Annotated in this window: 24 protein-coding genes and 3 tRNA genes; 11 read left to right on the top strand and 16 right to left on the bottom strand. The window is 61.5% G+C overall.

Translation table 11 applies throughout. The features are described 5' to 3' along the window. Positions 1–3 precede the first annotated feature (3 nt). The 8 genes from CQ017_RS15330 to CQ017_RS15295 all read right to left on the bottom strand — a co-directional run bounded on the left by CQ017_RS15330 (position 4) and on the right by CQ017_RS15295 (position 5,204). Positions 4–573 (bottom strand): MarR family winged helix-turn-helix transcriptional regulator, encoded by a 570-nt coding sequence (locus tag CQ017_RS15330; protein ID WP_105554416.1) that lies wholly within the window; start codon positions 571–573, stop codon positions 4–6. 184 nt (positions 574–757) lie between these two features. Next, positions 758–842: transfer RNA gene (locus CQ017_RS15325), tRNA-Leu, on the bottom strand. An 89-nt stretch (positions 843–931) separates the two neighbouring features. After that, positions 932–1,426, bottom strand: a complete 495-nt coding sequence (gene bcp / locus CQ017_RS15320; RefSeq protein ID WP_105554415.1) for a thioredoxin-dependent thiol peroxidase — start codon at positions 1,424–1,426, stop codon at positions 932–934. 66 nt (positions 1,427–1,492) lie between these two features. After that, positions 1,493–1,565: transfer RNA gene (locus CQ017_RS15315), tRNA-Lys, on the bottom strand. 283 nt (positions 1,566–1,848) lie between these two features. Further along, a complete protein-coding gene (locus tag CQ017_RS15310) occupies positions 1,849–2,394 on the bottom strand; it encodes an HPP family protein (RefSeq protein WP_105554414.1) in 546 nt (181 codons plus the stop codon). Between the two features lie 41 nt (positions 2,395–2,435). Further along, entirely contained in the window at positions 2,436–3,329 is an 894-nt protein-coding gene (locus tag CQ017_RS15305; protein ID WP_105554413.1) for a LysR family transcriptional regulator, read from the bottom strand. Between the two features lie 98 nt (positions 3,330–3,427). Then, positions 3,428–4,597 carry an NAD-dependent formate dehydrogenase gene (locus CQ017_RS15300; RefSeq protein WP_105554412.1) on the bottom strand — a complete coding sequence of 390 codons (1,170 nt, stop codon included), beginning with the start codon at positions 4,595–4,597 and terminating at the stop codon, positions 3,428–3,430. Between the two features lie 534 nt (positions 4,598–5,131). Then, a tRNA-Lys gene (locus CQ017_RS15295) sits at positions 5,132–5,204 on the bottom strand. A 173-nt stretch (positions 5,205–5,377) separates the two neighbouring features. On the opposite strand from CQ017_RS15295, the gene CQ017_RS15290 reads away from it, so the two are divergent. The 3 genes from CQ017_RS15290 (at position 5,378) to CQ017_RS15280 (ending at position 9,881) form a co-directional block, all read left to right on the top strand. Then, positions 5,378–6,316 (top strand): 2-hydroxyacid dehydrogenase, encoded by a 939-nt coding sequence (locus CQ017_RS15290; protein ID WP_105554411.1) that lies wholly within the window; start codon positions 5,378–5,380, stop codon positions 6,314–6,316. Positions 6,317–6,513: 197 nt separating this feature from the next. After that, positions 6,514–8,331 carry an ABC transporter substrate-binding protein gene (locus CQ017_RS15285; RefSeq protein WP_181150565.1) on the top strand — a complete coding sequence of 606 codons (1,818 nt, stop codon included), beginning with the start codon at positions 6,514–6,516 and terminating at the stop codon, positions 8,329–8,331. 59 nt (positions 8,332–8,390) lie between these two features. Further along, positions 8,391–9,881, top strand: coding sequence for a malate:quinone oxidoreductase (locus CQ017_RS15280; protein ID WP_181150564.1), 1,491 nt, complete (start codon positions 8,391–8,393; stop codon positions 9,879–9,881). Between the two features lie 66 nt (positions 9,882–9,947). On the opposite strand, the gene CQ017_RS15275 is transcribed toward CQ017_RS15280, so the two are convergent. Continuing rightward, positions 9,948–10,496 (bottom strand): OsmC family protein, encoded by a 549-nt coding sequence (locus tag CQ017_RS15275; RefSeq protein WP_219843953.1) that lies wholly within the window; start codon positions 10,494–10,496, stop codon positions 9,948–9,950. Positions 10,497–10,970: 474 nt separating this feature from the next. Here CQ017_RS15275 and CQ017_RS15270 point away from each other — a divergent pair, with 474 nt between their 5' ends. The 3 genes from CQ017_RS15270 (at position 10,971) to CQ017_RS15260 (ending at position 16,218) form a co-directional block, all read left to right on the top strand. Further along, a complete protein-coding gene (locus tag CQ017_RS15270; RefSeq protein ID WP_105554408.1) occupies positions 10,971–11,558 on the top strand; it encodes a helix-turn-helix domain-containing protein in 588 nt (195 codons plus the stop codon). 196 nt (positions 11,559–11,754) lie between these two features. Then, positions 11,755–11,991: a hypothetical protein gene (locus tag CQ017_RS15265; RefSeq protein WP_105554407.1), complete on the top strand. Its 237-nt coding sequence runs from the start codon at positions 11,755–11,757 to the stop codon at positions 11,989–11,991. Positions 11,992–12,855: 864 nt separating this feature from the next. After that, on the top strand, positions 12,856–16,218 hold the full coding sequence (locus CQ017_RS15260; protein WP_105554406.1) for an efflux RND transporter permease subunit: 3,363 nt from the start codon (positions 12,856–12,858) through the stop codon (positions 16,216–16,218). 86 nt (positions 16,219–16,304) lie between these two features. On the opposite strand, the gene CQ017_RS15255 is transcribed toward CQ017_RS15260, so the two are convergent. From CQ017_RS15255 to CQ017_RS15245, 3 genes are all read right to left on the bottom strand, one after another. Next, positions 16,305–16,943 (bottom strand): CueP family metal-binding protein, encoded by a 639-nt coding sequence (locus CQ017_RS15255; RefSeq protein WP_258133736.1) that lies wholly within the window; start codon positions 16,941–16,943, stop codon positions 16,305–16,307. Positions 16,944–16,977: 34 nt separating this feature from the next. Next, positions 16,978–17,583, bottom strand: coding sequence for a DUF305 domain-containing protein (locus CQ017_RS15250; protein ID WP_105554405.1), 606 nt, complete (start codon positions 17,581–17,583; stop codon positions 16,978–16,980). A gap of 94 nt (positions 17,584–17,677) precedes the next feature. After that, on the bottom strand, positions 17,678–18,115 hold the full coding sequence (locus CQ017_RS15245) for a DUF6153 family protein (RefSeq protein WP_105554404.1): 438 nt from the start codon (positions 18,113–18,115) through the stop codon (positions 17,678–17,680). A gap of 219 nt (positions 18,116–18,334) precedes the next feature. Between CQ017_RS15245 and CQ017_RS15240 the strand changes: the two genes are divergently transcribed. Genes CQ017_RS15240 through CQ017_RS15230 form a run of 3 tightly spaced genes read left to right on the top strand, consistent with a single transcriptional unit; the run spans position 18,335 to position 19,675 of the window. Beyond that, positions 18,335–18,775 carry a MarR family winged helix-turn-helix transcriptional regulator gene (locus CQ017_RS15240; RefSeq protein ID WP_181150563.1) on the top strand — a complete coding sequence of 147 codons (441 nt, stop codon included), beginning with the start codon at positions 18,335–18,337 and terminating at the stop codon, positions 18,773–18,775. A gap of 47 nt (positions 18,776–18,822) precedes the next feature. Further along, entirely contained in the window at positions 18,823–19,245 is a 423-nt protein-coding gene (locus CQ017_RS15235) for an organic hydroperoxide resistance protein (protein WP_105554403.1), read from the top strand. Then, a complete protein-coding gene (locus tag CQ017_RS15230) occupies positions 19,238–19,675 on the top strand; it encodes a hypothetical protein (protein WP_105554402.1) in 438 nt (145 codons plus the stop codon). Before CQ017_RS15235 ends, CQ017_RS15230 begins: the two co-directional genes overlap by 8 nt. 105 nt (positions 19,676–19,780) lie before the next feature. Here CQ017_RS15230 and CQ017_RS15225 read toward each other — a convergent pair whose 3' ends face one another. Together CQ017_RS15225 and CQ017_RS15220 are read right to left on the bottom strand one after the other, a co-directional pair. Then, a complete protein-coding gene (locus tag CQ017_RS15225) occupies positions 19,781–20,575 on the bottom strand; it encodes an ABC transporter (RefSeq protein WP_105554401.1) in 795 nt (264 codons plus the stop codon). Beyond that, positions 20,572–21,498, bottom strand: coding sequence for an ATP-binding cassette domain-containing protein (locus tag CQ017_RS15220; protein ID WP_105554461.1), 927 nt, complete (start codon positions 21,496–21,498; stop codon positions 20,572–20,574). Before CQ017_RS15220 ends, CQ017_RS15225 begins: the two co-directional genes overlap by 4 nt. A gap of 140 nt (positions 21,499–21,638) precedes the next feature. On the opposite strand from CQ017_RS15220, the gene CQ017_RS15215 reads away from it, so the two are divergent. Together CQ017_RS15215 and CQ017_RS15210 are read left to right on the top strand one after the other, a co-directional pair. Then, the gene (locus tag CQ017_RS15215; RefSeq protein WP_181150562.1) at positions 21,639–22,988 is read left to right on the top strand and encodes a sensor histidine kinase; all 1,350 of its coding nucleotides are present in this window, start codon (positions 21,639–21,641) and stop codon (positions 22,986–22,988) included. A 15-nt stretch (positions 22,989–23,003) separates the two neighbouring features. Then, a complete protein-coding gene (locus tag CQ017_RS15210; RefSeq protein ID WP_105554399.1) occupies positions 23,004–23,672 on the top strand; it encodes a response regulator transcription factor in 669 nt (222 codons plus the stop codon). A 574-nt stretch (positions 23,673–24,246) separates the two neighbouring features. Here CQ017_RS15210 and CQ017_RS15205 read toward each other — a convergent pair. Together CQ017_RS15205 and CQ017_RS15200 are read right to left on the bottom strand one after the other, a co-directional pair. Beyond that, positions 24,247–25,647 carry a type II toxin-antitoxin system HipA family toxin gene (locus CQ017_RS15205; RefSeq protein ID WP_105554398.1) on the bottom strand — a complete coding sequence of 467 codons (1,401 nt, stop codon included), beginning with the start codon at positions 25,645–25,647 and terminating at the stop codon, positions 24,247–24,249. Continuing rightward, positions 25,644–25,922: a helix-turn-helix transcriptional regulator gene (locus CQ017_RS15200; protein WP_096288557.1), complete on the bottom strand. Its 279-nt coding sequence runs from the start codon at positions 25,920–25,922 to the stop codon at positions 25,644–25,646. The genes CQ017_RS15205 and CQ017_RS15200 overlap by 4 nt, the downstream gene beginning before the upstream one ends. Between the last annotated feature and the right edge of the window lie 430 nt (positions 25,923–26,352).

Genomic DNA, 26,352 nt, shown 5'->3' with positions numbered 1-26,352 from the left:
GAGCTACTGGCCGGACTCGGATGCTTCGGGCTCGACCCCGTAGAGGCTGTCCTGCAGGGCATCGGAGGTGCCGGCGAGGAAGCGGATCACCACATCGCGATCTTCGGCGCTCAACCCCAGGGCCACGTCGAATCGCTTGGCGTGGTGGCGCCCCAGCTGCTCGCGGGCGGCCAGATGCGTTTCTTCGCTGACTTCCACCTGCCAGGAGCGCCGATCGGTGGGGTGCGCCTTGCGCACCACATGCCCGCCGGCCACGAGCCGGTCGATCATCTTGGTCACCGAGGCGGTGGTGACCCCCAAATGGCGGGCGAGCAATCCTGGGGTCACCGCTTGCCCGGCATGCTTTGCGGAAATGAGCTGGCGAATGGCGCGCATATCCGTTTCGTTGAGCTTCATGAAGCTCTGCGCGCTATGCATGATGCGCCGCTCCACCGCACGCATCCGCCCCAGTTCGGCCATGATGCGCTCGATCTGGGCGAGGTCCTGTGCCGGGATGCCAGCGCGGGGTATGAGCGCTTGCTCCGGATCCGATTGCGCCAAGCTATACATCGTGGGCAGCTTTTCGCGCTCCACATTCCACCCCTTGAATAATCACCTTCAGCATTCCCGATCGCAGGATTGCTCTTCCAAAGCCTACTCCCCCGGCCCGCGGCAACGAGCAGGATCCGAGCCACGGCACCGCTCCGCGCGCCAGCGTCCACCTTGCAGAATGCACAAAACCTCCCGAACTTTGCTAGTTCGGGAGGTTTTGTGTGGTTGGTGCGAGTAGAGAGACTTGAACTCTCACGTCCGAAGACACTGGAACCTAAATCCAGCGCGTCTACCAATTCCGCCATACTCGCTCGCGCTACACCTGGCTCGAAGTCCGGTAACTCGACCTCAACTAGTCTAGCGGAATAATTCGCAGATATAAAATCGGCGAACCATGCTTCTACTTGGGATCAATCCCCAAGTCACGACGCAGCTTTGCTACGTGACCGGTGGCACGAACGTTGTACTGCGCCAGGGAAACCAGACCCTGCTCGTCGACCACAATGGTCGAGCGAATCAGCCCCTCGTAGGTGCGGCCATAATTCTTCTTTTCGCCCCAGGCGCCATAGGCTTCGGCGACCGCATGGTCCTCGTCGGCCAGCAGCGGGAAGTTGAGCTCTTCCTTGGCGGCGAACTTCGCCAGCTTGGTAACACCGTCCGGGGAGATTCCGAGAACCTCGTAGCCCAGACCCTTCAGGGACTGGATCGAGTCGCGGAAATCGCAGGCCTGCTTCGTGCAGCCAGGAGTGGACGCCGCCGGGTAGAAGTACACGATCGCTTTCTTGCCGCGGAAGCTGGACAAGGTCACTTCATTGCCCTCGGCATCGCGCAACGTGAAGTCTGGCGCCTGATCTCCCGCAGCCAAGCGAGTTGGCGTAGTGGCTTCATTGCTCATTCGTAGAACCCCTTTTCCGTGGATATACAAAAAATCCGACCTGATAGTTCAGGTCGGATCTCATTGTGCGCCCCTCGGGACTTGAACCCGAAACCTACTGATTAAGAGTCAGTTGCTCTGCCAATTGAGCTAGAGGCGCTTACTTCGCTCTGACTAGTCCGTTTCCGGTTCATGTCGTTGCGACGTAGATAATCATAGGCAGAAGGCACCCAAAAAGGAAAATCGACCAACCGCACCCCTGGATCAATAATAATGCCTAGTCAGTGGAGCTTTTGCGAATTCTGGCGAGCGGGATTTCCAAAAATTAACTAAAAGTTCGCCCGTGCAATGGATCACAACAGGGGGCGTCCTGCCATTCAGTTGCGGCTTTTCGGCGGCGCCAAGGGTTGCCGTCACGGGGCATTGACGGCACCCTCGATGGCTCACCGCGTGAGTTGATCCAGTTCTTCTTCGGTGATTTGCTGCTCGGGTTCGGCTCGGGACTCACTCTTCGCCAGCGGGAACACGCGGAACACCATGCCGCATACCGCGACGATCAAGGAGCCGAGCAGCACCGTAACCACTAGGTAGCTCCAGCCTTCGTTCGCGAGCAGTATCCCAATGGGGTTTCCCCCTGCCGGCGGATGGGTCACGCGCAGCAACGCCATGGCTGCGATGGACAAGCCCACCGCCAAAGCGATGCTCCACCACGCGGAGGGCAAGTAGGTTCGGACCAGCAATCCGCAGCATGCGGAGACCAGGTGGCCACCGACCAAGCTGACCGGTTGCGCCATGGGCGAGGAAGGCAGCAGAAAGACCAGGACGCAGGAAGAGCCGAAGGCTGCGATCAGAATCGGTGATCCAACGCTATTGCCCACCCAGGACAAGGCGGCGATGGCCAGGAAGCTGCCGAGCGATGCCCAGAGGACATGCCTCCAGGCCATCGCCGGCTGCAGGTGGCGGAGTATCGGGTGAGTCGAGTGCCTCATAAGCGGGCCTTTCAAGGTGAGAGACCCGTGCAGCGAGTGGGTCAGATCGCGGGCAGCACTGATCCAATCGCCGAGTCGAGGGCTCGGGAAATCGCGGAAACGGGTTTTTGAGCCAGTCGCACTACGGCCAAGGAAATTGCGACATGCGGCTCGGTGAGCGGTAGAACTCGAATATTTGCCTGCGGCGGATGCTTGGTGATGGCTGATTCGGGAATCACGGTGACCCACGGGCCTTGGGCGACGAGGTTGAGCAGAGCCTCAACGGAATCGACGTCAAAGCGCGGGCGCAATTCAATGCCATGCTCCGCAAATCGCAGATCCAGCTGCTGCCGGGCACGCATCGCCGGAGACAGCAAGGCCAACGGGACATCGCGGAGCATGGAGCCGGTCACGTACTTGGTTTCGGCCGGAAAAACTCCGTGGGGCGCCACCACCACATGGGAAATTTCGCTGATGGCCACGGCCAAGATATCCGGCCCATCGGCAGCGGAGGGCAGAATCACCCCGGCTTCGAGTTCAAAGCGGCGCAATTTTGCCATGATCTGCTCACTGCTCAATCCGGTGGAAAGCGTGGCCGTGACCGAATGCTGCTGCCGCCCCAGCTGGGACAGAACCGAAGCTGCCAGCGCACCGCCAGCAGGGATGGCTCCAACCCGAATGCGGGCGGTGAGGTTTCCGCGGGCCGCGGAGAGCTCGGTCAGCATCGAATGCTGATTCGCCACCATCTTCTGCGCCCAGATCAGCGCCTGCTGGCCTTCGGTGGTGAGTCCCTCGAAGTTCCTTCCGCGCGTCACGAGCGGAACGCCCAGCTCGGTTTCCAACTTCCGGATCGCTTCGGACAGCGCCGACGGGGAGACGAAGCAGGCCGCCGCAGCATGTCCAAAATGCTTCTCCCGGGCCAGCGCGACAAAGTACTCCAACTGGGTCAGAAGCATGGACTCCCACTTTCACATCATCGGCCTGCGCAGGCATTGGGGCCTGAGCGAATCTCCCGCAAAGTATCAAAGCCCTTGCCCGAATACACTAACCGAAGCTACCTCTGCTCGGCGGAGGAATGCGCGCCGGTCCCGGCGTAGTCCCCGCCCTGGACGATCAGGTATTCGGGGCGGATCTCGCGGCCCTCGAAGAAGCATTCCAGGATTTCCCGGGTCCCTGCGGCGTATTTGGCCTGGGCGGAGAGCGAGGTGCCCGAGGTGTGGGTGGTCATCGCGTTATGCGCCATGGTGCGCCAGGGATGATCCGCGGGAGCCGGCTGCGGGGCCCAGACGTCCCCCGCATATCCGGCGAGCCGGCCGGACTCCAGGGCCCGAACGATGGCATCGGCCTCGGCGATGGCCCCACGCGCCGGATTGACGATGTAGGAACCGCGCCGCATGGTGCCCAAGAGATCGTCGTTGAGCAAACCGGTGGTTTCATCGGTCAGCGGGGCGTGGACGGTGAGCACGTCAACATGCTTGACCAGCTCGTTAATGCTCTCGTGGAACTGCAGGTGGTACTTTTGCTCATACTCGGCCGGAAGGCGGAACCGGTCGTTGTAGTGCAGCTTCACGCCAAAGGGCGCCAGCCGCTCGATCACCGCGCGGCCGATGCGGCCGGCCGCGAAGATGCCTACGTCCATGCCCTCCAGATCATAGGAGCGCTCCACCGCGTCGGCGATATTCCATCCGCCGTCCGCGGAAATCTTGTGCTGGAGAACGAAATCCCGCACGAGCACCAGAACCTGCATGACCGTGTGCTCGGCCACCGAATGCGAGTTGCTGTAGGTGACCTCGGCAACGGTGATACCCAGATCGTTGGCCATGGTCAGGTCGACATGGTCACTGCCGATGCCTGCAGTCACGGCGATCTTCAGGTTCTTGGCCTTGGCCAGACGCTCCGCGGTGAGGTAGGCCGGCCAGAATGGCTGCGAAATGATGATGTCGGCATCGACCAGCTCGCGTTCGAAGACCGAATCTTCTCCGTCCTTGTCGCTGGTCACTACGAGTTCGTGCCCGTTGTCTTCCAGATACTTGCGCAGCCCCAGTTCGCCGGTGACCGAACCCAACAGGGCGCCGGGAGTGAAGTCGATGCCCTTTGGGTTTGGCAGGGTCTGCCCATTGGGATAGTCCGGCACCGCAGGAAGGGAATCGCGAGCATAATCGTCAGGGAAGTTTGGGAAACCTTTCACGGGATCGGGATAGAGAACGAGTACGACCTTAGCCATGACGCTGCTTTCTGTTTTTGCCTGTGAAGCGATGTTTTCGCTTCTATTTCAGGTTATTTCAGCAAATTGGCAACGTAAATGGCACGGCTCCGCATGGCCGTTCGGCACGGCCGAACAATGTTCCGGCCGAGCAGCTGCAGATCCGGCTCGCCGGGCGAAGGGCAACCCGAGGACAGGCACCACCAGCGGCCCTGGAGCTTCCAAGCCTCCGTGGAAGATGGCTAGACCGCTGAAGATCCAAGGTCCGCACCGATATTCTGCAAGCGGGGTCCAGGCAGCCTCTCAGCGGACGCGTTCAACCCATTTCAATTGAGCAATGACCTTTAATTTCTCTTGGCCGCACCAGCCCGCAGCAAGCTTTCCGGCGCATAGGGCACGCCCAACTGTTCGTTGCTCACGAGGTTCAACGCACAGAAGCATTCGGTGGTTAGGGGAATCCGGTGCAGTGCATCGGTGGGGCGAATAATTTGGGTAAGAGCAAAATTTATCCCGGGTACGCAAAAAGGCCGGACCGAAGTCCGACCTTTTTCACCGTGCGCCCCTCGGGACTTGAACCCGAAACCTACTGATTAAGAGTCAGTTGCTCTGCCAATTGAGCTAGAGGCGCCCGCTGCGATGTTCTAGAAGCTTTTTGTGCTTCGCGCTTTCGCAACGAGATAAAACTTTACCAGCTTTCGGCGAGAGTGCAAAACGAGAGGGACCCTTCGGCCGGTGACCTTCGTTACAGCAGATGACTTGGGGTTATTTCCATGGGCATCGCCTGCTTTATACAGTGATCCCATGATCACCCAACGCACGGTTTCCTTTCCCACCCAAGAACTTCTCGACGCTGTCGGCGAGTTGCCAAGCAATCTCAAGCCAGTTATTTGGGACTTGGTCAACGAGCCTTCCACGAACCTGGAGGAGATCGACATAACGATCTTCCCTTATATGGCCTCACCGCACAGCCTGCGCAATATCGATCGGGCAACAAACGTCAGCCACGTACAAACGCAGACCACCGGCTACGACGGACTGATTGACCTCGTTGGCGACCGAGCAAATATCACGACGGCCGCCGGCGTGCACGCCTCAGCCACCGCAGAGATGGCACTGGGGCTAGCCATCGCTTCGCTGCGCGGTTTCCCGCAGGCGGTACGCGACCAGAGCGAAGGGGCATGGAACCCCATGCAGTGGCCCGGCTTGGCCGACCGCACGGTGGGCCTTGTCGGAGTCGGCGGCATCGGCGAGGAAATCCGCAAACGCTTGGAGCCCTTCGAAGTGAACTTGTTGCGCTTCGGTTCCCGTGCCCGCACCGACGAGCACGGTGAGATTCTCTCCGTTGACCAGCTATCCGCCCATGCCGGTGAAATCGAGGTGCTGATTCTGATTGTTCCGCTCAACGACTCCACCCACCATCTGGTGGACGCCGAGTTGCTCGCCAAGCTTCCCGATGGTGCATTGATAGTCAACGTGGCCCGCGGTCCGGTGGTTGACACCGACGCGCTGGTCGCCGAGGTCGCCTCCGGGCGACTGTCGGTAGCCTCGGATGTTTTCGAACCAGAACCACTGCCGGCGGACCACCCGCTGTGGCAATGCCCGAACGCGTTGATCCTGCCGCATAACGGCGGAAATACCGCCGCCTTCTTCCCGCGGATGGTGCGCCTGCTCAAAAAGCAGCTCCCGGCATGGTCAAAAGGCGAACTTGGCGAGAACGCTGTGCACCAGATCACTAGTTAATGCTTTTTAGCTAACAATTTGATCCCACTTTGCGGCACCCCGAGAATTACTGGGGGTGCCGCTAGTGGCGTGCGCTATCTTTGATAAATACCCAGACCGTTTACCGCCGCGAAAGCTGCCGGTCCACCGCGGCTGGGAACCGAGAGCAATCAAGAGGAAGTCGAGCCACCACTGTGCCTTCGAAGCAACAACATCTCGTGACGCGACGCTTGCTGCTCACCGGATCGCTCGCTGCGACAACACTGGCGCTGGCTTCCTGCACTTCGAAGACCGGTGAAGGCGTAGCCTCCGCCAGTGCGTCGACAAGTGAACCTGCAATCCCGCGTACCCTGCGCCTGGCAGCTTCCGCTCCCCCGGTGTCGCTGGATCCCGCATTGGCCAATGACAACGAATCCTTCCGCATCACCCGCCAGGTCTACGAGACGCTGATCTCCATCGACGCGAATACCGGCAGCCCAATTGCCGGTCTCGCCGAAGCCTGGACCCAGAGCGAAGACGGCCTGCGCTATACCTTCACCCTGCGGCGCGGGGTGCGCTTCCACGACGGCAGCGAATTCAATGCCGCAGCCGTCGTGGCGAACTTCAACCGCTGGGTCAAGCTGCCCAAGGACCTGCAGCTGCGCTCCAGCCAAGGCTTCATGCACGTCTTCCACCACGAAAAAGACATTCCCAAGCTGCCTACCGAAGCGGAGCTGAAGCTCAAGCTGGACAAGGACAGCACGGCCACCGAGGAGCAGCAGGCGGCCGAGATCCAGCGCCTGGCCGAGCTGGAGAAACTCAAGGCCATTTACGCTCAGGACCTTTTCACCGGGAAATCCCTCGGCGGCAGCGCAAGCTATTTTGCCGGAGTCGAGGCCACCGAGCCATACGTTCTCACCTTGAAGCTGCGCCGACCCCGTGCCGGGCTCATCGAAGCGCTCACCCTGCCGGGGATGGCGATCGCCGCACCGGATTCGCTTACCGGAGGCCCGAAAAGCAACCCGAGCGAAGCGTTGCTCACCGCGCCTTCCGGCACCGGCCCCTACAAGTTCGTGTCCAACGACCAGGGCACCGTGAATCTGGAGCTCTTCGCCGACTATTGGGACAAAACGAAGCTCAGCAACAACCCGAACCATCCTGAAGCCGTGGTGGTTTCCCCGATCCCCTCCCCCTACAACCGCGAAAGCGCGCTGATGGCGGAGGAAATCGACGGTTTCGACATGGTTTCGGTCGACATCATGCGCACCTTGGTTCGCAATGCGAAAGTCGTCGTGCAGCGCGACCCGTTCTCGGTGTTGTATCTCGGATTGGACCACCGTAACGAATGGCTGGCCAAGCCCGAATTCCGCATGGCCATCACCCACGCGGTCAATCGTGGGCGACTAGCCGACAATCTCTTCCTCCAGGGATCCAAGTCCGCGCAGAGCATCCTGCCGCCGGCCTTCGGTGTCCCGGATCCGGAAGGTACGCTGAACCACAGTTCCGATAAGGCCAAGCAGCTGCTGGCGGACATCGAGTACAAGGGCGAAATCATCGAGTTCGCCTACCCGCTGCGGGTCTCGCGAAACTACCTTCCGCTGCCCGAGCGCACCTTCGCCCAACTGGCCGAAGATCTAGCGGCGGTAGGCATTCGGATCAAGCCACGCCCCATTGCGTGGACCGACGGATATGTGGATACGGTGCGTTCGACGGAATTCAACGGGATGCATCTCTTGGGCTTCTCCGGTGGATACCGTCTGGAGGATGACTTTATCTCCGGAATTCTCGACACCAAGGAGCATGAGTTCGGATACACCTCCAAGTTACTTGACTCACAGGTGCTGGTAGCTCGTTCCTTGCCCCCGGGAGAGGAACGCACCGCGGCCATGACCGCCATTTTGGCCACGCTGAACACCGATCTACCGCTGGTTCCACTGGTATTTCCGATTTCGGCGTTGGCCTTCAACCCGAATGTCACTTACTATCCTTCTTCGCCCATGCTCAATGAGAGCTATCTGGACGTGCAGATGACTAACTCACCCGCACTTTCCAGTTAAGGATTTTTAACCGGTGGTCTAGTAGGTCTAGTCTGTAGTAGAGCAAAGTATCACTGTCGATGGAGATCCTCGTGCCTTCTGAAACGTCAACCGAATCTTTTGACGTAGTACTAATCGGTGCCGGCATCATGAGTGCCACCCTTGGCACCATGATCAACCAGCTGGAACCAACCTGGTCTATTGGTCTTTTCGAAAACCTCGACAAGGCCGGAGAGGAATCATCCTCACCATGGAACAACGCAGGTACCGGTCACTCGGCACTGTGCGAACTGAACTACGCCCCGGCCAAGGCCGACGGAACCGTTGACCCAGCCAAGGCAATCGGCATCAACGAGCAGTTCCAGGTGTCCCGCCAGTTCTACTCGTGGGCAGTTGAGAACAAGCGCGTTGCAGACGCGGATTTCATCAACGCGCTGCCGCACATGTCCTTCGTCATTGGCGAGGACCACTCCAAGTACCTCAAGGCACGCTATGACGTCTTGAAGCCGAACGCGCTGTTCGGCGAAATGGAGCACACCACAGATCTAGACACCATCAACGAGTGGACTCCGCTGGTCGCCAAGGGACGTGACGCCGCGCAGAAGGTTGCCGCCTCTCGCGTGGCCTCGGGCACCGACGTTGATTTCGGCCGCCTGACCAAGGACCTGACCAACTCGCTGAGCGCCGCGGGCGCCTCGGTGAACTACGGCCACAAGGTCAAAACCCTCAAGCGCGATGGCGCCGGCTGGGAAATCACCGTCAAGGACAAGGCCAGCGGCGCAGTGAAGACCGTGAAGGCCAAGTTCGTCTTCGTCGGCGCAGGCGGCGGTGCCCTGTCGCTGCTTCAGAAGTCAGGCATCGATGAGATCAAGGGCTTCGGCGGCTTCCCGGTCTCCGGCCAGTTCCTGCGCTGCACCGATGAAACGGTCATCAACCAGCACCATGCAAAGGTCTATGGCCAGGCTTCGGTCGGCGCCCCACCAATGTCCGTGCCGCACCTGGACACCCGCTTCGTTGATGGCAAGCGTTCGCTGATGTTCGGCCCGTACGCCGGATTCTCGATGAACTTCCTGAAGTCCACCGGGCAAATGGATCTGCCGTTGTCGCTGCGCCCGCACAACATCATCCCGATGCTTGCCGTGGGCAAGGACAACATGTCGCTGACCACCTACCTGATCAAGGAGGTGCTCAAGTCGCGCGCCAAGAAGGACGAGGCCCTGGCCGAGTACTTCCCCGCGGCAGACGGCTCCCAGTGGGAGCTGATCACCGCCGGTCAGCGCGTCCAGGTCATCAAGAAGGACGCCAAGAAGGGCGGTGTCCTGCAGTTCGGCACCGAGGTCATCACCTCCTCGGACGGTTCGATCTCCGGTCTGCTCGGCGCCTCCCCTGGCGCCTCGACCGCGACGCCGATCATGGTTGGCCTGCTTTCGCGCTGCTTCCCGAAGCAGTTCGCCGGCTGGGAAGCGAAGCTGAAGGAAATGATCCCTTCCTACGGCACCAAGCTGAACGAGAACCCGGCGCTCTACGCCGAGGTCAAGGCGGCTACCGATAAGAGCCTGGAACTGATCTAGCCAGCTGCGGCACGGTCCGGTTTGTTTCCTGCCGCTTGGCGGCCCGGGAAGCAAGCCGGGCCTTTGTCATTTTGCTAACGCGGTGACCTCGATGGCCAGCGGGGATCGCAAGGTCTGCAACACCACGCAGTATTTTTCCGTCGCCTCGATCAGCTGCGCTACTTCTTGCTCGCTGGCCTCGGTTTGCAGCTCGAAGGACAACTTGATCGAGCTGAATCCCACTGCGGCTTCGGGGTCCAGCCCCAAGGTGCCGCGCACATCCAGCACACCGCTGGCGTGGACGCTGCCGGTAACGCTCAGCGAGCGGTTGATCGCGACCGCCGCCAGGGTGACCCCGGCGCAGGCCACCAGCGCCCGCAAGAGCAGATCCCCCGAACAGGCCAGCATCCCGTCCCCGCCGGTGGACGGGTGCAGACCAGCGCTCACCAGCGCCTGGCCGGTTTGCACCGAGCAGGAAAGCCCCTCTTCTCCGAGTGTTCCGGTGGCTTCCAATACGATGCTTCCGGCTTGAGGCTGCTCGCGGTACAGCTGCTTCAACGGCCGCTGCACGCTGCGTAAAGTGTCCCGATCCATGGTCTTCTTACCCGTCTGCGAAGTTCCGTGGGACTTTCCCATACACCGAGTATGCGCTCGAATCCCACCGTGGGACCCGAACAATTGGGAGATTCAGCACCTGCTGGTTGGCAACCGTTATTCGTTACGTCAGGATCGCCGTTCCGTGTCCTTCGAATCTTGATGGACCTTGGAGGAACTTCCCACCTTGTAATGATCTCCTACTAGCGTTCGTCCACAAATCATTAGGGCGAAAGTCCTATCCCGACATTGTTGCCAGGGCGAATTACAAAGTCCAGTTCCGCAGGGCCGATGATCTGGCACCCCCGAGGCAAAGGCTGAGCGCCATTGAAGATTTATTCACTGCCGTATGGACGGTTCTGGGAGCGCGGGAACAATCACCAAACCACAACGCAACGACGCTTAAAAACGAGTGAGTGCGAAATTCCATAAAATTCTCATCACAACCTACGCCCCCTTCCAATCTATCTACTCGCATATTTACATTTAGTTAGCGAACGGTGTCATAATGTAGACATGGCAACGATTAGTACTGCGCGAGATCTGGGGCGAGCAATCCGTGGCGCCCGAATCCAAAGCGGGTTGAGCCAGCAGGGGCTTGCAAACAAAACAGGGCTTTCCCGAAAGTTCATTTTTGATCTTGAATCCGGCAAAGAGACGGCTGAACTGGGCGCTTCGCTTAGAGTTGCCGATGCCTTGAACATCCGCTGGGCTGCCCCTCCTCTGACGCCTCAGACGATCCTCGAGGAGGCGGCCCGCGATATTGCCCGCGAGTTGTCCTCCGGTGACGGTGAATTCGCTCTACGAATTGCAATGGATTCATTAAAACAATTGAAAAAGTTGAAGCCGGAGCGCCTCAAGAAGCCCCGCCCCACCGGAAGCGAACGGTTTGATGCTTTGCTTGCAGCAGGCGCGCGAATTGCACTTGAAGGAGTTTCTGCACAAAAACCTCGGTGGGGTAAAAAACTACAGGATCCTTGGTTTCCAGGTGATGACACGCGGAGTATGAGCGACGCATTCAGGGAACTGACAATAAAGCGCACCCCGAAGACAATGGCAGATTTTAATATTTTCCTCAAAGATAATTCGCTGGAGATGGCGTGAGTAAAGACTTCACGGTCGATGAGATTCGCGAACTTCTTGGCGAGCTTGGGGCAAGGCTGTGTGCCAAAGGAATTACCCCGACGATCCGACTGGTCGGCGGGGCAGCCGTCGCATTCATGGGAAACGACCGTCGGGTGACCCAAGACATTGATGCCTCATATACACCCAAGCCGACGTTGAACGCGTCATTGAAGCAATGGCCCAGGAACGCAATCTTCCATCCGGGTGGCTGAACTCCAGCGCGACCGCTTTCATCCCCGCAGGAGCAAAATGGATCAGTATCAACCTTGGCGACGGGCTCAAGGCATATATCGCTTCGCCTGATACGCTGCTTGCCATGAAGCTGAGTTCAGCACGAGATCGGGATATGCTCGACATCAGCTTCTTGCTGGAAAAGCTGGGTATTCAAAACGTAGATGCGGCCACGGAATAGCCGCAGAGCTCTATGGAGACGATGACGTCGCATATTCTAGGACGAGCCGCGAAGATGCTCCTATCGTTGCCGAAGAAGCCATAAACCAGAAGCGAAAAAACGAACCTAACTAGGCGTTGGCCCTCCGCGGCGGCGACCTTCGTGGATCTACGAAGGTTGCGAAACTTTGAGGACCCCTCCAACGAGGATTCATATTCGCGACGTTCTGGCCTACCTCATGCCCCAAGGAAACGGCTCCAACGAAGCTCCTCCAAGTCGGGCTGACCATCCAAGGGCGCTTGGTGCGATCCCAGCCGAAACGGAGTTCCGTGGTGAACTTCGGCTACCCCATGCCACAGCCATCGGTGGCGCTCGCGGTAATGATGCGGCCCCCTGAGTAAAAAGCCGTTCTCGATGGCCAATGATCTACGTAGAGCCTCAATCTCAATTTCCCGGTTCTCCCCTACTCACGTCCGTCTAAGAGTGGTGGGCGCCGCAGCCAAAGTTCTCAGTCCGAAGACAACATCACACGCTCGTCGCACGTCAGCGAGACCCTGCGGAAGCAGTGCAAGATGCAACACATGCTGCAGGCCTTGTCCTGCGGCGGGACAACGTGGACAACGCGCCAAGCAGAGCCAGAGTTCTACAAGCGCATTTTCCTTCCATACGACGCTGGCACATGGTTCCTCAAGGCATGGCGCGGAGAACAGTAGACGCCCCAAAAACTAGCTGCCGCATCCGGCACCGCTGCTGCAGGCAACTCCGGGGTAATCCATTCGGATGATTTTTGCGTGCTTAACATCTCTCGGTGACTGTTGAGCAATGACAACCAACTAAAGTTGTGCTCAGCCCCTCCCACTGCGACACAGCTAGGACCACACACGCATGCAGCGCTTGGCCATCTTGTCTTTGAAGAACCGGGCGCTCATCGCGCTCATCACGATCTTCGCCGCCGTTTTCGGCGTGATCTCCATGGGATCGCTGAAGCAGGAACTGATCCCCGCACTGGAGTTCCCGCAGATCTCCGTGATGGCCACCCAGATGGGCGCCAGCCCCGAGGTGGTCGACGAACAGGTCGCAGCCCCGTTGGAAACCGCGCTGCAGGCGGTCGAGGGTCTGGAATCCTCCACCGCCACCTCGCAGACCGGATTCACCCGCATCGCGCTGACCTTCGAGTACGGCACCGATATGGACCGTGCCCGCGCGCAGGTGGAACGCGCGATCTCCAACGTGAAGACCCAGCTGCCCGAAGACGTGGAACCCACGGCGCTGGCCGGCTCCATTGCCGACCTTCCGGTGCTGATGCTCGCGGTCTCCTCGAACGAGTCCCTGGAAGCGCTGAACGATGATGTGGAACGCATCGCGCTGCCTAAGCTGCAGAAGATCGACGGGGTGCGTGAAGCCGCGGTCTCCGGCGGCGCTTCCCAGCACATCGCGGTGATCCCGGACGACGACAAGCTCAGCGCCGCCGGGCTGAGCATTGCCGACCTGAAGGACGGCATCGAGAACGCCGGCTCCCCCATGCCGGTGGGCAATATGGACGTCGACGGGCTGCAGCTTCCGGTGATCGCCGGATCCTCCCCAGATACCCTGGCTGCGATCGAAGACATTCCGCTGGTGACCGAGACCGGTCCGGTGCTGCTCAAGGATCTCGCCGAGGTCTCCGTGCAGGCCGATGAGGCCACCAGCGTCACGCGCACCAACGGGGATGAGACCCTGTCCATCCAGGTCACCAAGACCCCGGACGGGGATACCGTCGCGATCTCCCACGCGGTCACCGCGATGATCGCGGATCTGGAAGCCGAGCTCGGCCACAAGGCGACGATGACCACCATCTTCGACCAGGCACCCTTCATCGAGGACTCCATCAGCCACCTGGCGCTGGAAGGTGCCCTGGGCCTGGGCTTCGCCGTGATCATCATCCTGATCTTCCTGTTCTCCGTGCGCTCCACGCTGGTCACCGCGATCTCCATTCCGCTGTCCTTGATGGCCACCTTCATCGGCATGAACGTGTTCGGGTACACGCTGAATATGCTCACCCTGGGCGCGCTGACCATCTCCATTGGCCGCGTGGTGGATGACTCGATCGTGGTGATCGAGAACATCAAGCGCCACCTGGCCCACGGCGAATCCAAGGCCCAGTCCATCCTGCTGGCGGTCAGGGAGGTGGCCGGGGCGATTACCGCCGCGACGCTGACCACCGTGGCGGTGTTCCTGCCGATCGCCATGGTCGGCGGCATGGCCGGGGAGCTGTTCAGCCCCTTCGCGATGACCATGACCATCGCCCTGCTCGCCTCGCTGCTGGTCTCGCTGACCATCGTTCCGGTGCTCGCCTACTGGTTCCTGCCGCACCGCCCGGGGACCGGGGCAACCCGCACCGTCCACGTGGCCGAGGACAAGTCCTGGCTGCAGCGCGCCTACGTGCCGGTGCTCAACGGCACGCAGAAGCACCCGGTCATCACGCTGCTGGCCTCCGTGCTGATCCTGGCCGGCACCGTGATGATGACTCCGCTGCTGAACACCAACCTGCTCGGCTCCACCGGGGAGAACTCGATCTCCATCACCGCTAAGATGCCTTCGGGCACCGCGCTGGAGACCACCTTGGCCGAAGCCGAGAAGGTGGAAGCAAAACTGCAAGACATCGAGGGCCTGGAAGATGTGCAGATGACCGTGGGCACCGCCAGCGGCATGGCGGCGATGTTCGCCTCCGGCGCGGACACCGCAAGCTTCACCGCGATCACCGACCCCGATCGCGACCAGGAGGCGCTGAGCAATACGGTCCGCGAACAGATCCAGGGCCTGGAGTTGTCCGAGGATGTCACCCTGAGCTTCGGCTCCAATTCCTCGGCGATGATGTCCAGCGACGTCACCGTGGAGGTCAAGGCCCCGAATGAGGATATTCTGCGCGAGGCCACCGAGAAGCTGCGCGAAGCGCTGGCCGGTACCGAGCATGTCACCGGCATCGCGGACAACCTCTCGGCGGAACGCGAGCAGGTCTCCATCGATATCGACGCGGACAAGGCAGCCGAGGCGGGGCTGACCGAGGCGCAGCTTTCCGGCCTGGTCGCCTCCCAGGTCTCCGCCGTCCCGGCGGGCACCCTGCGCCTGGACTACACGGACATGACCGTGCAGATCGGCGAGCCCATGGATCTGAACGGGCTGAACAAGCTGCGCGAACTGCAGATCCCCACCGCCGCCGGCCTGGTGCAGCTGCAGGATTTGGCGACGGTGGAACGCACCAAGGTTGTCCAGCAGGTCACCACCTCCAATGGCGAGCGCATCTCCACCCTCACGCTGGCCCCGGCGGAGAACATGCTTGGCAAGGTCTCCACGGACGTCACCGAGCGCCTCGACTCGGTGGATTTGCCCGAGGGCGCCAGTGCCGAAATCGGCGGCGCGGCCACCGAGCAGGCCGAATCCTTCAACCAGCTCTACCTCGCCTTGCTGGCGGCCATCGCGATCGTCTACGTGATCATGGTGGCTACCTTCAAGTCGCTGATCCAGCCGCTGATCCTGCTGGTCTCCATTCCGTTCGCCGCCACCGGGGCCATCGGCCTGCTGCTGATCTCCGGCATCCCGCTGGGGCTGCCGTCCTTGATCGGCATGCTGATGCTGGTGGGCATCGTAGTCACCAACGCGATCGTGCTGATCGACCTGATCAACCAGTATCGGGCCGATACCCCCGAGCGGCCGGCGATGGCGCTGGATGAGGCCATCATGCAAGGTGCCCGCCAGCGTCTGCGCCCGATTCTGATGACCGCGCTGGCCACCATCTTCGCGCTGATCCCGATGGGTCTGGGACTCACCGGCCAGTCCGGGTTCATCTCGCAGCCGCTGGCCGTGGTGGTCATCGGCGGCCTGGTCTCCTCCACCTTGCTGACCCTGATCCTGGTACCGGTGCTCTACCGCCTGGTGGAGTCGCGCAAGGAGAAGCGCGAGCTGCGCCGTGCGGGACGCAAGCATTCCACGGAGCAGCACACGGGGGCTCAGGATCTTGCGCTGGCCATGAACGGGGCCACCGCGAAGATCACCCCGGGGGCCAAGCAGGTGCCGGTGCAGGCCAAGGACAACAAGCAGGCCAAGCCCGAGCCGAAGGTGGCGGACGCCAAGCCTGCGGATCCGGTTAATCCCAAGGCGATTCCGGGCCAGGTGGTCAACCCGCTGACCGGCCAGATCCCCGTCTCCCGCAAGGAGCGCCGGGCATTCGAGGAATTGATGAACAAGGCGGCCCAAGAGCCCAAGGACTAAGTTCTCCGGCGCCAAGCATTCGGGCCTGCAACCACATCTAGTGGTTGCAGGCCCGAATGCTTTTTTGGTTGTGCAGATGCGCTGTATTAGACCAGCGGCAGCTCGGTCAGGCAGGTGGCGTTTGTGCTGCCGGCGGTGGACACGGTGGTCTTCGCGGTTTTGCCTTCGTAGCTGAATTCCAGATCCAGATTAATTCCACGCGGAACCCAGAGTCCAAGGAATCCATTGTCGAAGGTTTTTACGCCCTTCTCCACCAGCACCTCGCCGGTGTCGGCGTCAGTTGCCTTCACCTGGACTTCCTTTCCCGCCAGCTCCCCCAGACACGTGGTCAGGCTATGGAAATGGCAGCTGTGGGTCTGGCTCACATAGGGTGCCGCCGAAAGGTAGTACTCATCTTCCGGCATCGGCAGACCCGCGGTGCGTCCCGACGCATCGGTGAGCACCAGCTGGGCCGGCTGCACCGAGGCGGTGAAGTCGCTGGGCCGCTGCGCCACCGGCATCCGGTCGAGCCGATCGATCGCCGCCCTGGCATCCAGCCCGGCCAGGCCAAGCTCCGCGAGGAACTCCCCGGTGTGCTCGGCCGCAACCACCGTAGGCTCGGGCTGCGCGACGGGCGGCGGTGCAGTGCTGCACCCGGTCAACGCGGCCAGCGCGAGCACCGCGCCGGCCGCCGCGGCCACAATCCCGGCGCGCGCACCTTTGCTGCCTTCAAATTTTTTGGGCACGGTCAATCCCAACCTTTCTGTCTTCAATCCCTGGCTACAGCGTTTCAAGCAGCTGCTTCATCTCGTTGATTTCCTCGGTCTGGGAATCGACGATCTGCTTGGACAGGTCGATGGCCGCCGGGTAGCTTCCTTCGTTGATCTCGGTCTCGGACATCACCACGGCACCTTCGTGATGCATGATCATCTGCTCAAGGAAGAGCCGGGCAGCTTCGGACCCCGTCGCGTCCGCTAAGGCCTTGATCTCATCCTCCGGAACCATTCCGTCGCCGTGGTCCATTCCCCCGTGGTCCATCCCCTCGGGCATGTTCCATTCGGCAAGCCAGCGGTCCATGCGTTCGATCTCCGGGCCTTGCGCCGCCTTGATCCGTTCGGCCAAGGCCACCACCTCGGCGGGAACCCCGGACTTGCCCAACAGGATGTCGGACATGTCGATCGCCTGTTCGTGGTGCATCTTCATGCCCGAGGCGAACGCCATATCGGCGTCGTTGGCCGATGGGGACTGCTCCATGGAATGCCCGGAATGCGATTCGGAAGCCGAGGCGCTCGGCGCCGGAGTGCTCGATGGTTCCCCTGCGCATCCGGCGAGGGCGAGCATTGCGCCCAGTGCGAGGGCGCTGGAAAAGAAGGTCTGCTTGTTCATGGGTGATTCTCCTGATGGGTTCGGAATGTGAGCGGCGCCTGCCTGCGGCGGCGCCGGAACTAGCTGGCGGCAGGTCAGTTGACCCGCCAAGCTCTCACGTTCTGCAAATCCCCAAGGCCGTCAGATCGGGTTTGCGCGGCGCGACCCCACGAAGCTTCGAAGCCGCGCACAAGGTCCGCAGGAACACCGTCCGGGCCACGGCTACGGTATGCGGTGGCCGCAAGAACAGCAGCATGACCAGCAGCGCCAATACGCAACCCGCGGCGGCCATCTCATGGCCCAGCGGGCAGTCGGCGCAGCCCTGCTCGGAGGGATGGCCCGGATCGGCTAGCGGAGCGTGGTGCATGGGCAGGGCTTCTGCCGAATGCGCCTGCGCCTGCGGGGCCGAGGAATCAGCCGAGAGTCCATGATTCATCACGTGCATCGAGAACAAACCGAAAAGCACCGCGCTAATCAGCAACAGCGAGCGAACGATCGCCAGGCGGGGGTAGCTGCGCCCGCCGGCATTCGCCAGATGCTTGCCGATGTTCATGAATCCCAGCTTAGCGATGCCAGCCTAACCGCGCGAAACGCGACCGGATCAAGCTACAGGGCTGGAGCTCTCCCGATGCTTCCAGCTAGCTAAGCACCCCGAATCCATAACCAATTCAGCGCCATCGCCAAGAGCCCGATCGGTAGCCCGCGCGGCATCAATCCCTAGGGATCAAGACTTTAAGTTGCGCGCAATTGAATTGCGTGCAATCATTATTTCATGGCAATAGTTGACGAAATGGTTTGCTTCTCCCTCTACTCGGCGAGCCGGGCAACCACCCGGGCGTACGCCGAACTGCTCGCCCCATGGCAGCTGACCTACACCCAGTACCTGGTGCTCGTTGCGCTGTGGTCCGAAGGCGATAAGCCGGTGCGGGAAATCGGCGAGATGCTCCAGCTGGACTCCGGGACCCTGTCCCCGCTGTTGCGCCGGCTGGAACAGAAGGAATTCATCAAACGCCGGCGCGACGAGGAAGATAGCCGCGTCGTCAACGTCAGCCTGACCCCCACCGGAACATCCCTGCGCAAAGAACTGGCACATATTCCGGCGCAGATTGCCTGCGGCACCGGACTCCCGGATCTCCAGAGCGCGCAGGCACTGCTGGCAGCCCTGCACCGCATCACCGCATCCATGCAGGAAATAACCTCACCGGACAACTAGTCCGGGAAACACGCTACAAACTTTCACCACCTCCGAAAGGCAGTTCCATGGAAACCCTATACACCGCAGAATCGCTGTCCACCGGCCAAGGACGCGAGGGCCGAGTGCAGACCCACGACGGCACTCTCGACGTGAACCTCACTCCCCCAGTAGCGCTGGGCGGTTCGGGCACCGGAACTAACCCGGAACAGCTGTTCGCCGCGGGATATGCCGCATGCTTCCACTCGGCGTTGAACGTGGTGGCACGCGGCCGCAAGGTCAAGATCGAGAACTCCAGCGTCGGCGGGCGAGTCCACCTGCACCGCGATGGAGAGAGCGGATTTAAGCTTTCGGTCGAATTGGAAGTGGTCATTCCCGATATGGAGCATGCCCAGGCCCAGGAACTGGCCGACGCGGCCCATCAGGTCTGCCCCTACTCCAACGCCACCCGCGGCAACATCGACGTAACGGTGACCGTCAGCGATGACTAAGTCGCCGGAGGCGAAGCCGCTGGGGTTCGCCCGGCACGGCGCGCGCATCGGGCTCGGAGCATTCCTTGGCTTCGCCGGGGTGAGCCACCTGACCTTTGCCCGCGAGGAATTCCGCTCCCAGGTCCCGGGCTTTGTCCCCTTGGATCCGGACCTGACGGTGATCCTCTCCGGCGTGGCCGAAATCGGGCTGGGGCTATCCTTGCTGGCGCTGGTCAGGAAGCGGGTGGCCGTCGGCTGGATTGCCGCGTTCTTCTTCGTCGCGGTGTTCCCCGGCAATTTCGCCCAATGGCAGGAGGGACGCGACGCGTTCGGACTGGATACCGACGGGAAACGGCTCACCCGGCTCTTCTTCCAACCGGTGCTGATAGCGCTTGCGCTCTGGAGCACCGCCGCATGGCGCGACCGGTCGCAGCTCCGGTCCAAGGCATAGCTACAGTTGCCATGACGCAAAGCGAGGTATCCGGCTAAAGGCCGGATACCTCGCTTTGCGCTGCCTGCGCAGCTGCGTTGGCAGGTTCCCAAGTGCCGACCGCGGCTAGGCGTCACGCCGTTTCAGCGCAATATATCCGGCTCCGAGCAGGACCACGGCCCAGCCGATCAGCACCAGCAGGGCCGCCGGCGGCCCATAGGGCTCGGTGGCACCGGTGGCCATGAACGTCGCGGCGTTTGTCGGCAGGTACTGGACCAGCGTCTGCACCCACTCGAACGGAATCAGCTGCAGGATCTGCGGGAGCCCGATCACCAGCATGATCGCCGAGACAATCGCTCCCGCCGAGTTCCGGCAGAGCAGCCCGAGGCCGAGCACCATCAAGCTCAGCAGCGCCAGATAAGCACCGGCGCCGAGGCAGGCCGAGACCAGGTCGGAGAAGGTGAAGGCGCCGTACTGCCCTGCGCTCAGCGCTGCCGGAATGGTTCCCAAGCCGATCATGCAGACCCCGGCAACCAAGCCGAGCCCGGCCAGCAGCAGCGCCTTGGCGCCGAGCATGACCGAGCGGCGCGGCACCGACTGCAAGGTGGTGTAGATGCTCCCGCTGGAGTACTCGTTGGTGATGTGCAAGGCGGCCACCGCGGCAAAGAACAGCTGGCTGAATTGCAGGGTCGCAAACACCAGCAGCGGCGCCGGCATCGCGGTGTCGAAGCCATTGTCCCCGCTGGCTTTCGCGCTGGCCCCTAGCAGCCAGCCCAACGCGATGGTCACCAGTATTCCCGAGGCATAGAGCCCGACCAGGGCACGCAGCCCGAAGAATTTGGTGGCCTCGGCGCCGGTTGCCCGCAACAGCGGTCCGGCAAAGTCACCGGTCCTGGATTCACCGATCTGCAGCGTGCTCATTTGCTTCCCACTCTCCCTGCTAGTTCGGTGGAGTATTCCACCGTGTCGTGAGTCAGTTGGTTGTAGGCGTTTTCCAGAGACCCGTGGGCAACGCTGAGTTCATGCAGCTCGATGCCACCGGCAAAGGCCGAGGCGCCGATAGCTTCCAGCGGCAATCCGATCACTTCCAGACGGTCTCCGGCGGTGGCATTCACCTCGACACCGGGTTGCAGCAGCAACCCGGCGAGCGCGGCGGCCTGCGGCGTGCGCACCGTGATGACCGGTTCGGTGAATTGCTTGATCAGGTCCTGGGTAGGTGCTTGGGTGATCAGCGCCCCGCGTCCGATCAGGATCAGCTGGTCCGCGACCTGCTGCACCTCGCTCATCAGGTGGCTGGAGACGAAGATGGTTCCGCCGCGCTCGGCCCGGGTGCGCATCAGCTGCCGGATCCAGGAGATGCCTTCGGCATCCAGTCCGTTCATTGGCTCGTCCAGGATCAGGATTTGCGGGTCGCCCAGCAGGGCGGCGGCGATTCCCAGCCGCTGGCGCATGCCGAGGGAGAACCCGCCGATCCGTTTGCCGGCCACCGGCTGCAAGCCGACTTCGGTCAGCACCGCGTCCACGCGGTCTACCGGGATCCGATTGCTTTGCGCCAGGGCCTTGAGGAAGGTGCGCGGGCTATGCCCCGGGTGCCCCGCCGTGCCGGAAATGTGCGCACCGACCGTATGCAGCGGGTAGCGCAGCTGTGCGTAGGGAACGGAGTTGAGCAGTGCCTGCCCGCTGCTTGGTGCGTCCAGTCCGAGGATCATGCGCATGGTAGTCGATTTGCCGGCCCCGTTGGGGCCGAGGAATCCGGTCACTTGCCCGGGTTCTATGGTTGCGGTCAGCGCATTGACTGCGCGGGTGGCGCCGAAGTCCTTGCTCAATGCTTCGAGTGCGATCATGGTGTGCTCCTTGGGTTCTGCTCTCCACCCTAGGATTCGCCCCTGCCGCCGCGCACCGGCTGGAGGTCTGCATTCCCTTGGCACCGAACCCCTACCTTGGTCGGTGTCTGCCCGGGGCGGTTCTGCGTAGCATGTTGTTCATGACTACCTCGTGGAAGCAGCTGGTTCTGCTGTTGCTGCTGGCTCTCTGCGCCTATTTGGTCCCCATCTCCACGAACGGGGCCTGGGTTGTGCTCGCTCCCCTGGCCGCGGCCTGTAGCTACCTGGCCGGACGGCATGTTTCCTCCCTGGCCCATGGATTGCTGGCCCTTGGGGCGGGGACGCTGGCCGCCGGGGTGACGCTGGCACTGTCCTCGCACCTGAGCCTGTTGACCTTTGCGCTGAATATCCTCACCGGCTTGGTGCTCTTTGCGCTGCTGCCCTGGTGGGCCGGCCGGGCGCGGCGCAATGCGGTGCTGTTCCGCAGCCAGGAGCGCCGGCATGTGGTGGTGCAAGCCGAGCTGCGCGAACGGGCGCGCATCGCCGAAGCCATGCATGATCAGCTGGGCCACGATCTGGCGCTGCTGGCGCTGTCCTCCAGCGGGCTGCAGGTGTCCCTGGAAAAGGGCACGCCGGCCTATGTCCAGGCGGCGCGGATCCGCGAGCAGGCCGATGAGTCCATCGAGCATCTGCACCAGATCATCGGGGTGCTGCACGAGGACGGCGAGCAAGCGCCGCTGGGTCCGGCAGGTTCATCGCTGGAGCAGCTGGTCGAGCAAGCCCGGGCCAAGGGCATGAAGATCAACTTCACCCGGCATGGCCCACCACCGCAGGCCCCCGGATCCCTCCGGTGGGCCGCCGTGCTGCGCCAAGTGGCCCAGGAGGCGTTGACCAATGCGGCGAAGTACGCGCCGCACGCCGAGGTGGAGCTGGAACTCGATACGCGCTCGGAGCAGGCGGTGCTGAGAATTTCCAACCAGCTCGTTGGCCCCGTCCCGCCGGTCCGGCCCGGGGCCACCGGGATCGCTTCGCTGCGCGGCGCCCTCGAAGCCGCCGGCGGTTCGCTGGCGGTGCACCGCACGAGGGAGCGCTTCGAACTGCGCGCCTGCATTGCCCAGGCATCCTCGCCTTCGGCGTCTGCCGGGGTGCACTCTCCGGTGAAGCGCACCAGCACCTCGATGCTGGTGCTGTTGCCGATCCTCGCCGTCACGGTGATTTCCGCGGCCCTGCTGCTGTTGCAGCATGCCACCTACCAAGCCACGGCCCTGCACCCGTCGGAGTACCAGAAGCTCAAAGTGGGCATGGACTCGGGCGAGGTAGCTTCGCTGGTCCGCGCCCCGGGCCTGGATGAACCGCTTCCCGTGATCGACGAACCGGCGCCGCCGGAGAATGCGCAGTGCCGCTACTATGCGGCGCGGACCGGCCTGCTGGATCTGGGCAGCGAGATGTTCCGCCTGTGCTTCACCGATGACGTATTGGTCTCCACCGACCACCTCTACCCCGCCGGCTAGCCAAAGGAGCTGCAGATGAGCATGGATACCCCAGTCAGCGTCCTGCTGGTGGATGACGACGCCCTGATCCGCGCCGGGCTGCGCGCGATCCTGTCCAGCGACCCAGGCATCTCGATTATCGGCGAAGCGGAGAACGGGGTGCGCGCCATCGAATTGGCCGAACGCCTGGCGCCGTCGGTAATCCTCATGGATATCCGCATGCCGCAGCTCGATGGGCTGGGCGCCATGGAAGCGATCCTGGCCCACGCCCCGGAGGCCAAGGTGCTGATCCTGACCACCTTCGGCGAGGAAGACTACATCGACCGGGCCATGTCCGGCGGAGCCTGCGGATTCATGCTCAAAAGCTCGGGGCCCGAGGAACTGCTCGGAGCCATCCATGCGGTGGCCGAGGGCGCCGCGGCGCTGTCCCCGCGCATTGCCCGGCGGGTGATCGACAAGGTGCGCGGCATCGATACCGCCTCGCTGGCCCGCGCCCGGTCTCTGGTCCAAGGGCTGACCGTGCGCGAACGCGAGGTGCTGGCGTTGGTGGGAGCGAGCCTGACCAACGCGGAGATCGCCGCCCGGCTGGTCCTCACCGAGGCGACGGTCAAGGGGCATATGACCGCGATCCTGCTTAAGCTCGGTGCGCGCAACCGCGTGGATGCCGCCCTGATCGCCTATCGCGCGGGTGTTGTCCACCCGTAGCGGCTCACGACATGTTTCGCAGGCTGCCGGCAGGGGCGGAGAATGTTGAACGCACCGCTCATCCCAAAAGGTGGCTTTTCACGACGCAGCAGCCCGTTGATCTCATCGCAGCATGCGGCCTTCTCGACACGTTCATCGAAACTGAGTTCGTCGAGGTTGCGGCAGGGATTTAAACGCCATCAGATGATATGGCAACAATGGTCGACCTGTATTCAAGCATGCCGAAGAGGAGCTATTCGGATTCAGGCCATTGGTCGTTCATCCGTTCTGGAAGACCAGGGATGAAGGCCAGCCGGCTTTCCCAGAACTGCTCGGGTTTCGTGCCAGTTATCCCTATACCGTCCGTCCGCATTATCGGGATTCCCTTGACAAACCAAGTGGATTCCCAGCGAGGCTGAACCACCCCGCGAAACGCCTTCGCTGTTGGCACTTTCAGCTGGTCCGAGGATCCCTAGCTGACATCGGCGGAAGTTCGGCCGGAGAAAACTCGTAGGACGTCATGGATAGATCATTCCTGCAACCCAGCGCGCCGAGCGGCGACCGGTGGAAGCTGCCCGTCCATCCAGTACTGCTGCTACTTAGGGCGGGACCGGTAGTGTCCTGGGACGTACCTGCCTGCGCGGTGGTGGGCTTTGATCCACACCTGTCCGGTTTTCGGCTGGCCGGAATCTCCGGGTTCTCCAGCCGCTTCCCCGAGGCTGATGGCAGTGGGTGGCGAAATGTCTTTGAGGCCCGCGACTCGGTTGCGGTTCGAGCCCTCGAAGGCGCGGTGCATTGATTCGGCCGCGTCGGCTTCGGCACCGAGCCTGATCGCCTCCTCGGCCCAATGGGAGACAGCTTCATTGATCCGGCGCAGACGCGTGACGGCCTCGGTACGGGTGAGCCGGAACGAGTCAAGGTGGCCCAGCAGTTCGAGTACGTTCCGGTCGAATGTATCCCCACCCGGCACGAGAGGAGTGTCGGAGGTGCCTGTCCGCATGGGATTCACGTCGAACGACGGCGATAACCTCCAGCCCCTGCCAATCTTGAGCAGGCCGTGATTTCGCATGTGGTCATCGATATTGTTGACCATAGCGCCGAACGCTGCTCGGCTGAACATCTCCTTGGAATCTGCCACGGGATTGGATGAGACCATCGAAATTTCACGGGCAAGCTTGACATAGCTTGGGTGCTCGCCGTCGTTTAGCTGGAGGGCCGTGCGTGCACTCATGTATGGTATGCGCTCATCGCCCGTCCTGTCGAAACGCTTGGTGAGGAAGATCTGGTGGTATTCATCCAGCCTCATCAGCCGGGAAGGTTGGACTTCGATTCCAGCTCGCTGCTGCAGGCGTATCGCTACCATTTCCCAGAGCTGGACATTGCCCAGGTCCGAGGTCTTTGGGAATTTGGCGAGCAACATCGACCCATCCGCGTCGCGAACCCAAGCTTTTGGCTGAACACCTCCAGGAGATGATCCAGCCCCGATGAGCAAGCTGTTTTGCTCGTCTATGTACCCGGTCTCCTCATAAGCGCGTGACTGTTCGGCAAGCTCTGGCAGGTCGCGAACACCCGCCCATTGTCCCCAGCTGGAGAGGAATTTTCCGTTTTCCCGGAACCGCAGTGCGCCTTGCCTCGTCTGGTCGTTGACCATGAAGAGCCGGGATATCTGCGTATTCCTCGGTGCTGGTACGCCAGTTGCCTTGGAATGCAGCCGTGCCTCCTCATGGAGGAGTCCCTGACCCCATGCATCCGGTGCAGCATCCATGAACGAGCCGAACATCTCCCGTCCAAAGGTGGAGCGCTGCGGCCCCTTTATCAACGGAAGTTCGGGCGAGATAGCGAAGGAGCAGTCAGAGGCAAGCCAGGAGTCGGAGTACGTGAAGGCTATATGCTCCAGTGGTGAGAGGGCATCGGACTCGATCGTCAAAGTGCCCGTTGCAGTCTCGCCAGTCAGTACCTCGACACGCCTGATTTTTATGCGGTTCCGCGGGCTCATGAACTCCCCCTTGGTGCACGCTGGCGACTAAGCAGTCGTGATCTGGCACGACCCAAGTCGGTGTTGAGTGGCTCGACAGCATCATTTATACGGTCGACAATGCCGAGAACCTTGGCGACTACAAGGAAGGTTTCGAGTTTTGCTCCTGCGCCTTGTTCTAGTTTGATCAGCGTGCTCCTGGAGATGCCGGCCCGCTCGGCAACCAGTTCTTGAGTCAACCCAAGAATAATGCGCCATTCCTGCAGGCTTGCACCGAGCTTTTGAGCCTCAAGCATTTAAGCTCCTAATGTAGCTACTTATAAACATTATCGCATACAGTGAGTGTAAATAGCTACATTGCGATGCCTAGAATTCACCTCATAACCAACTAACGAATGAGGGTCGGCCCAAGCTTCAGCCGACGGCCCCGATGGCACGCAACGATGCAATGGGCAAGTTGGCCACTACTGCGGTCCAATAATGCGGACTGCAGATCCCCGGGTCAACACGCCACCCACCACCGCAACCCGCACTCGCCGGCAACTACCAAGCATTCAATCCGCATAGGGTGGCACTGCTTCGAATGCGCAATTTTCCGAACTCTCGCACAGGCGCGTGTCCGACGCCATACTCCACCTCAGGGAATATTTGACGCATCAACTTGTTATTACATGCATACGCATATAAATTAGAGGTAAGCACACAGCGTATCTCGACAGCTTAGGA

Origin of the sequence: Arthrobacter sp. MYb224 (genome assembly GCF_002975455.1) — a bacterium.
In the GTDB taxonomy this organism is placed as follows: Bacteria; Actinomycetota; Actinomycetes; order Actinomycetales; family Micrococcaceae; genus Glutamicibacter.
The sequence above is the reverse complement of the archived record's forward strand: the minus strand, read 5'-3'. Positions and strand labels throughout refer to the sequence as shown.

Excerpts from the sequence above, each read along its gene's own strand:
- CQ017_RS15270 (WP_105554408.1), top strand. The coding sequence starts at position 10,971 with ATGGCAACGATTAGTACTGCGCGAGATCTGGGGCGAGCAATCCGTGGC.
- CQ017_RS15310 (WP_105554414.1), bottom strand. The coding sequence starts at position 2,394 with ATGAGGCACTCGACTCACCCGATACTCCGCCACCTGCAGCCGGCGATG.
- CQ017_RS15280 (WP_181150564.1), top strand. The coding sequence starts at position 8,391 with ATGGAGATCCTCGTGCCTTCTGAAACGTCAACCGAATCTTTTGACGTA.
- CQ017_RS15235 (WP_105554403.1), top strand. The coding sequence starts at position 18,823 with ATGGAAACCCTATACACCGCAGAATCGCTGTCCACCGGCCAAGGACGC.
- CQ017_RS15225 (WP_105554401.1), bottom strand. The coding sequence starts at position 20,575 with ATGAGCACGCTGCAGATCGGTGAATCCAGGACCGGTGACTTTGCCGGA.
- CQ017_RS15210 (WP_105554399.1), top strand. The coding sequence starts at position 23,004 with ATGAGCATGGATACCCCAGTCAGCGTCCTGCTGGTGGATGACGACGCC.
- CQ017_RS15205 (WP_105554398.1), bottom strand. The coding sequence starts at position 25,647 with ATGAGCCCGCGGAACCGCATAAAAATCAGGCGTGTCGAGGTACTGACT.
- bcp (WP_105554415.1), bottom strand. The coding sequence starts at position 1,426 with ATGAGCAATGAAGCCACTACGCCAACTCGCTTGGCTGCGGGAGATCAG.
- CQ017_RS15275 (WP_219843953.1), bottom strand. The coding sequence starts at position 10,496 with ATGGGAAAGTCCCACGGAACTTCGCAGACGGGTAAGAAGACCATGGAT.
- CQ017_RS15290 (WP_105554411.1), top strand. The coding sequence starts at position 5,378 with ATGATCACCCAACGCACGGTTTCCTTTCCCACCCAAGAACTTCTCGAC.
- CQ017_RS15260 (WP_105554406.1), top strand. The coding sequence starts at position 12,856 with ATGCAGCGCTTGGCCATCTTGTCTTTGAAGAACCGGGCGCTCATCGCG.
- CQ017_RS15300 (WP_105554412.1), bottom strand. The coding sequence starts at position 4,597 with ATGGCTAAGGTCGTACTCGTTCTCTATCCCGATCCCGTGAAAGGTTTC.
- CQ017_RS15250 (WP_105554405.1), bottom strand. The coding sequence starts at position 17,583 with ATGAACAAGCAGACCTTCTTTTCCAGCGCCCTCGCACTGGGCGCAATG.
- CQ017_RS15230 (WP_105554402.1), top strand. The coding sequence starts at position 19,238 with ATGACTAAGTCGCCGGAGGCGAAGCCGCTGGGGTTCGCCCGGCACGGC.
- CQ017_RS15215 (WP_181150562.1), top strand. The coding sequence starts at position 21,639 with ATGACTACCTCGTGGAAGCAGCTGGTTCTGCTGTTGCTGCTGGCTCTC.
- CQ017_RS15200 (WP_096288557.1), bottom strand. The coding sequence starts at position 25,922 with ATGCTTGAGGCTCAAAAGCTCGGTGCAAGCCTGCAGGAATGGCGCATT.
- CQ017_RS15265 (WP_105554407.1), top strand. The coding sequence starts at position 11,755 with ATGGCCCAGGAACGCAATCTTCCATCCGGGTGGCTGAACTCCAGCGCG.
- CQ017_RS15240 (WP_181150563.1), top strand. The coding sequence starts at position 18,335 with ATGGCAATAGTTGACGAAATGGTTTGCTTCTCCCTCTACTCGGCGAGC.
- CQ017_RS15305 (WP_105554413.1), bottom strand. The coding sequence starts at position 3,329 with ATGCTTCTGACCCAGTTGGAGTACTTTGTCGCGCTGGCCCGGGAGAAG.
- CQ017_RS15245 (WP_105554404.1), bottom strand. The coding sequence starts at position 18,115 with ATGAACATCGGCAAGCATCTGGCGAATGCCGGCGGGCGCAGCTACCCC.
- CQ017_RS15220 (WP_105554461.1), bottom strand. The coding sequence starts at position 21,498 with ATGATCGCACTCGAAGCATTGAGCAAGGACTTCGGCGCCACCCGCGCA.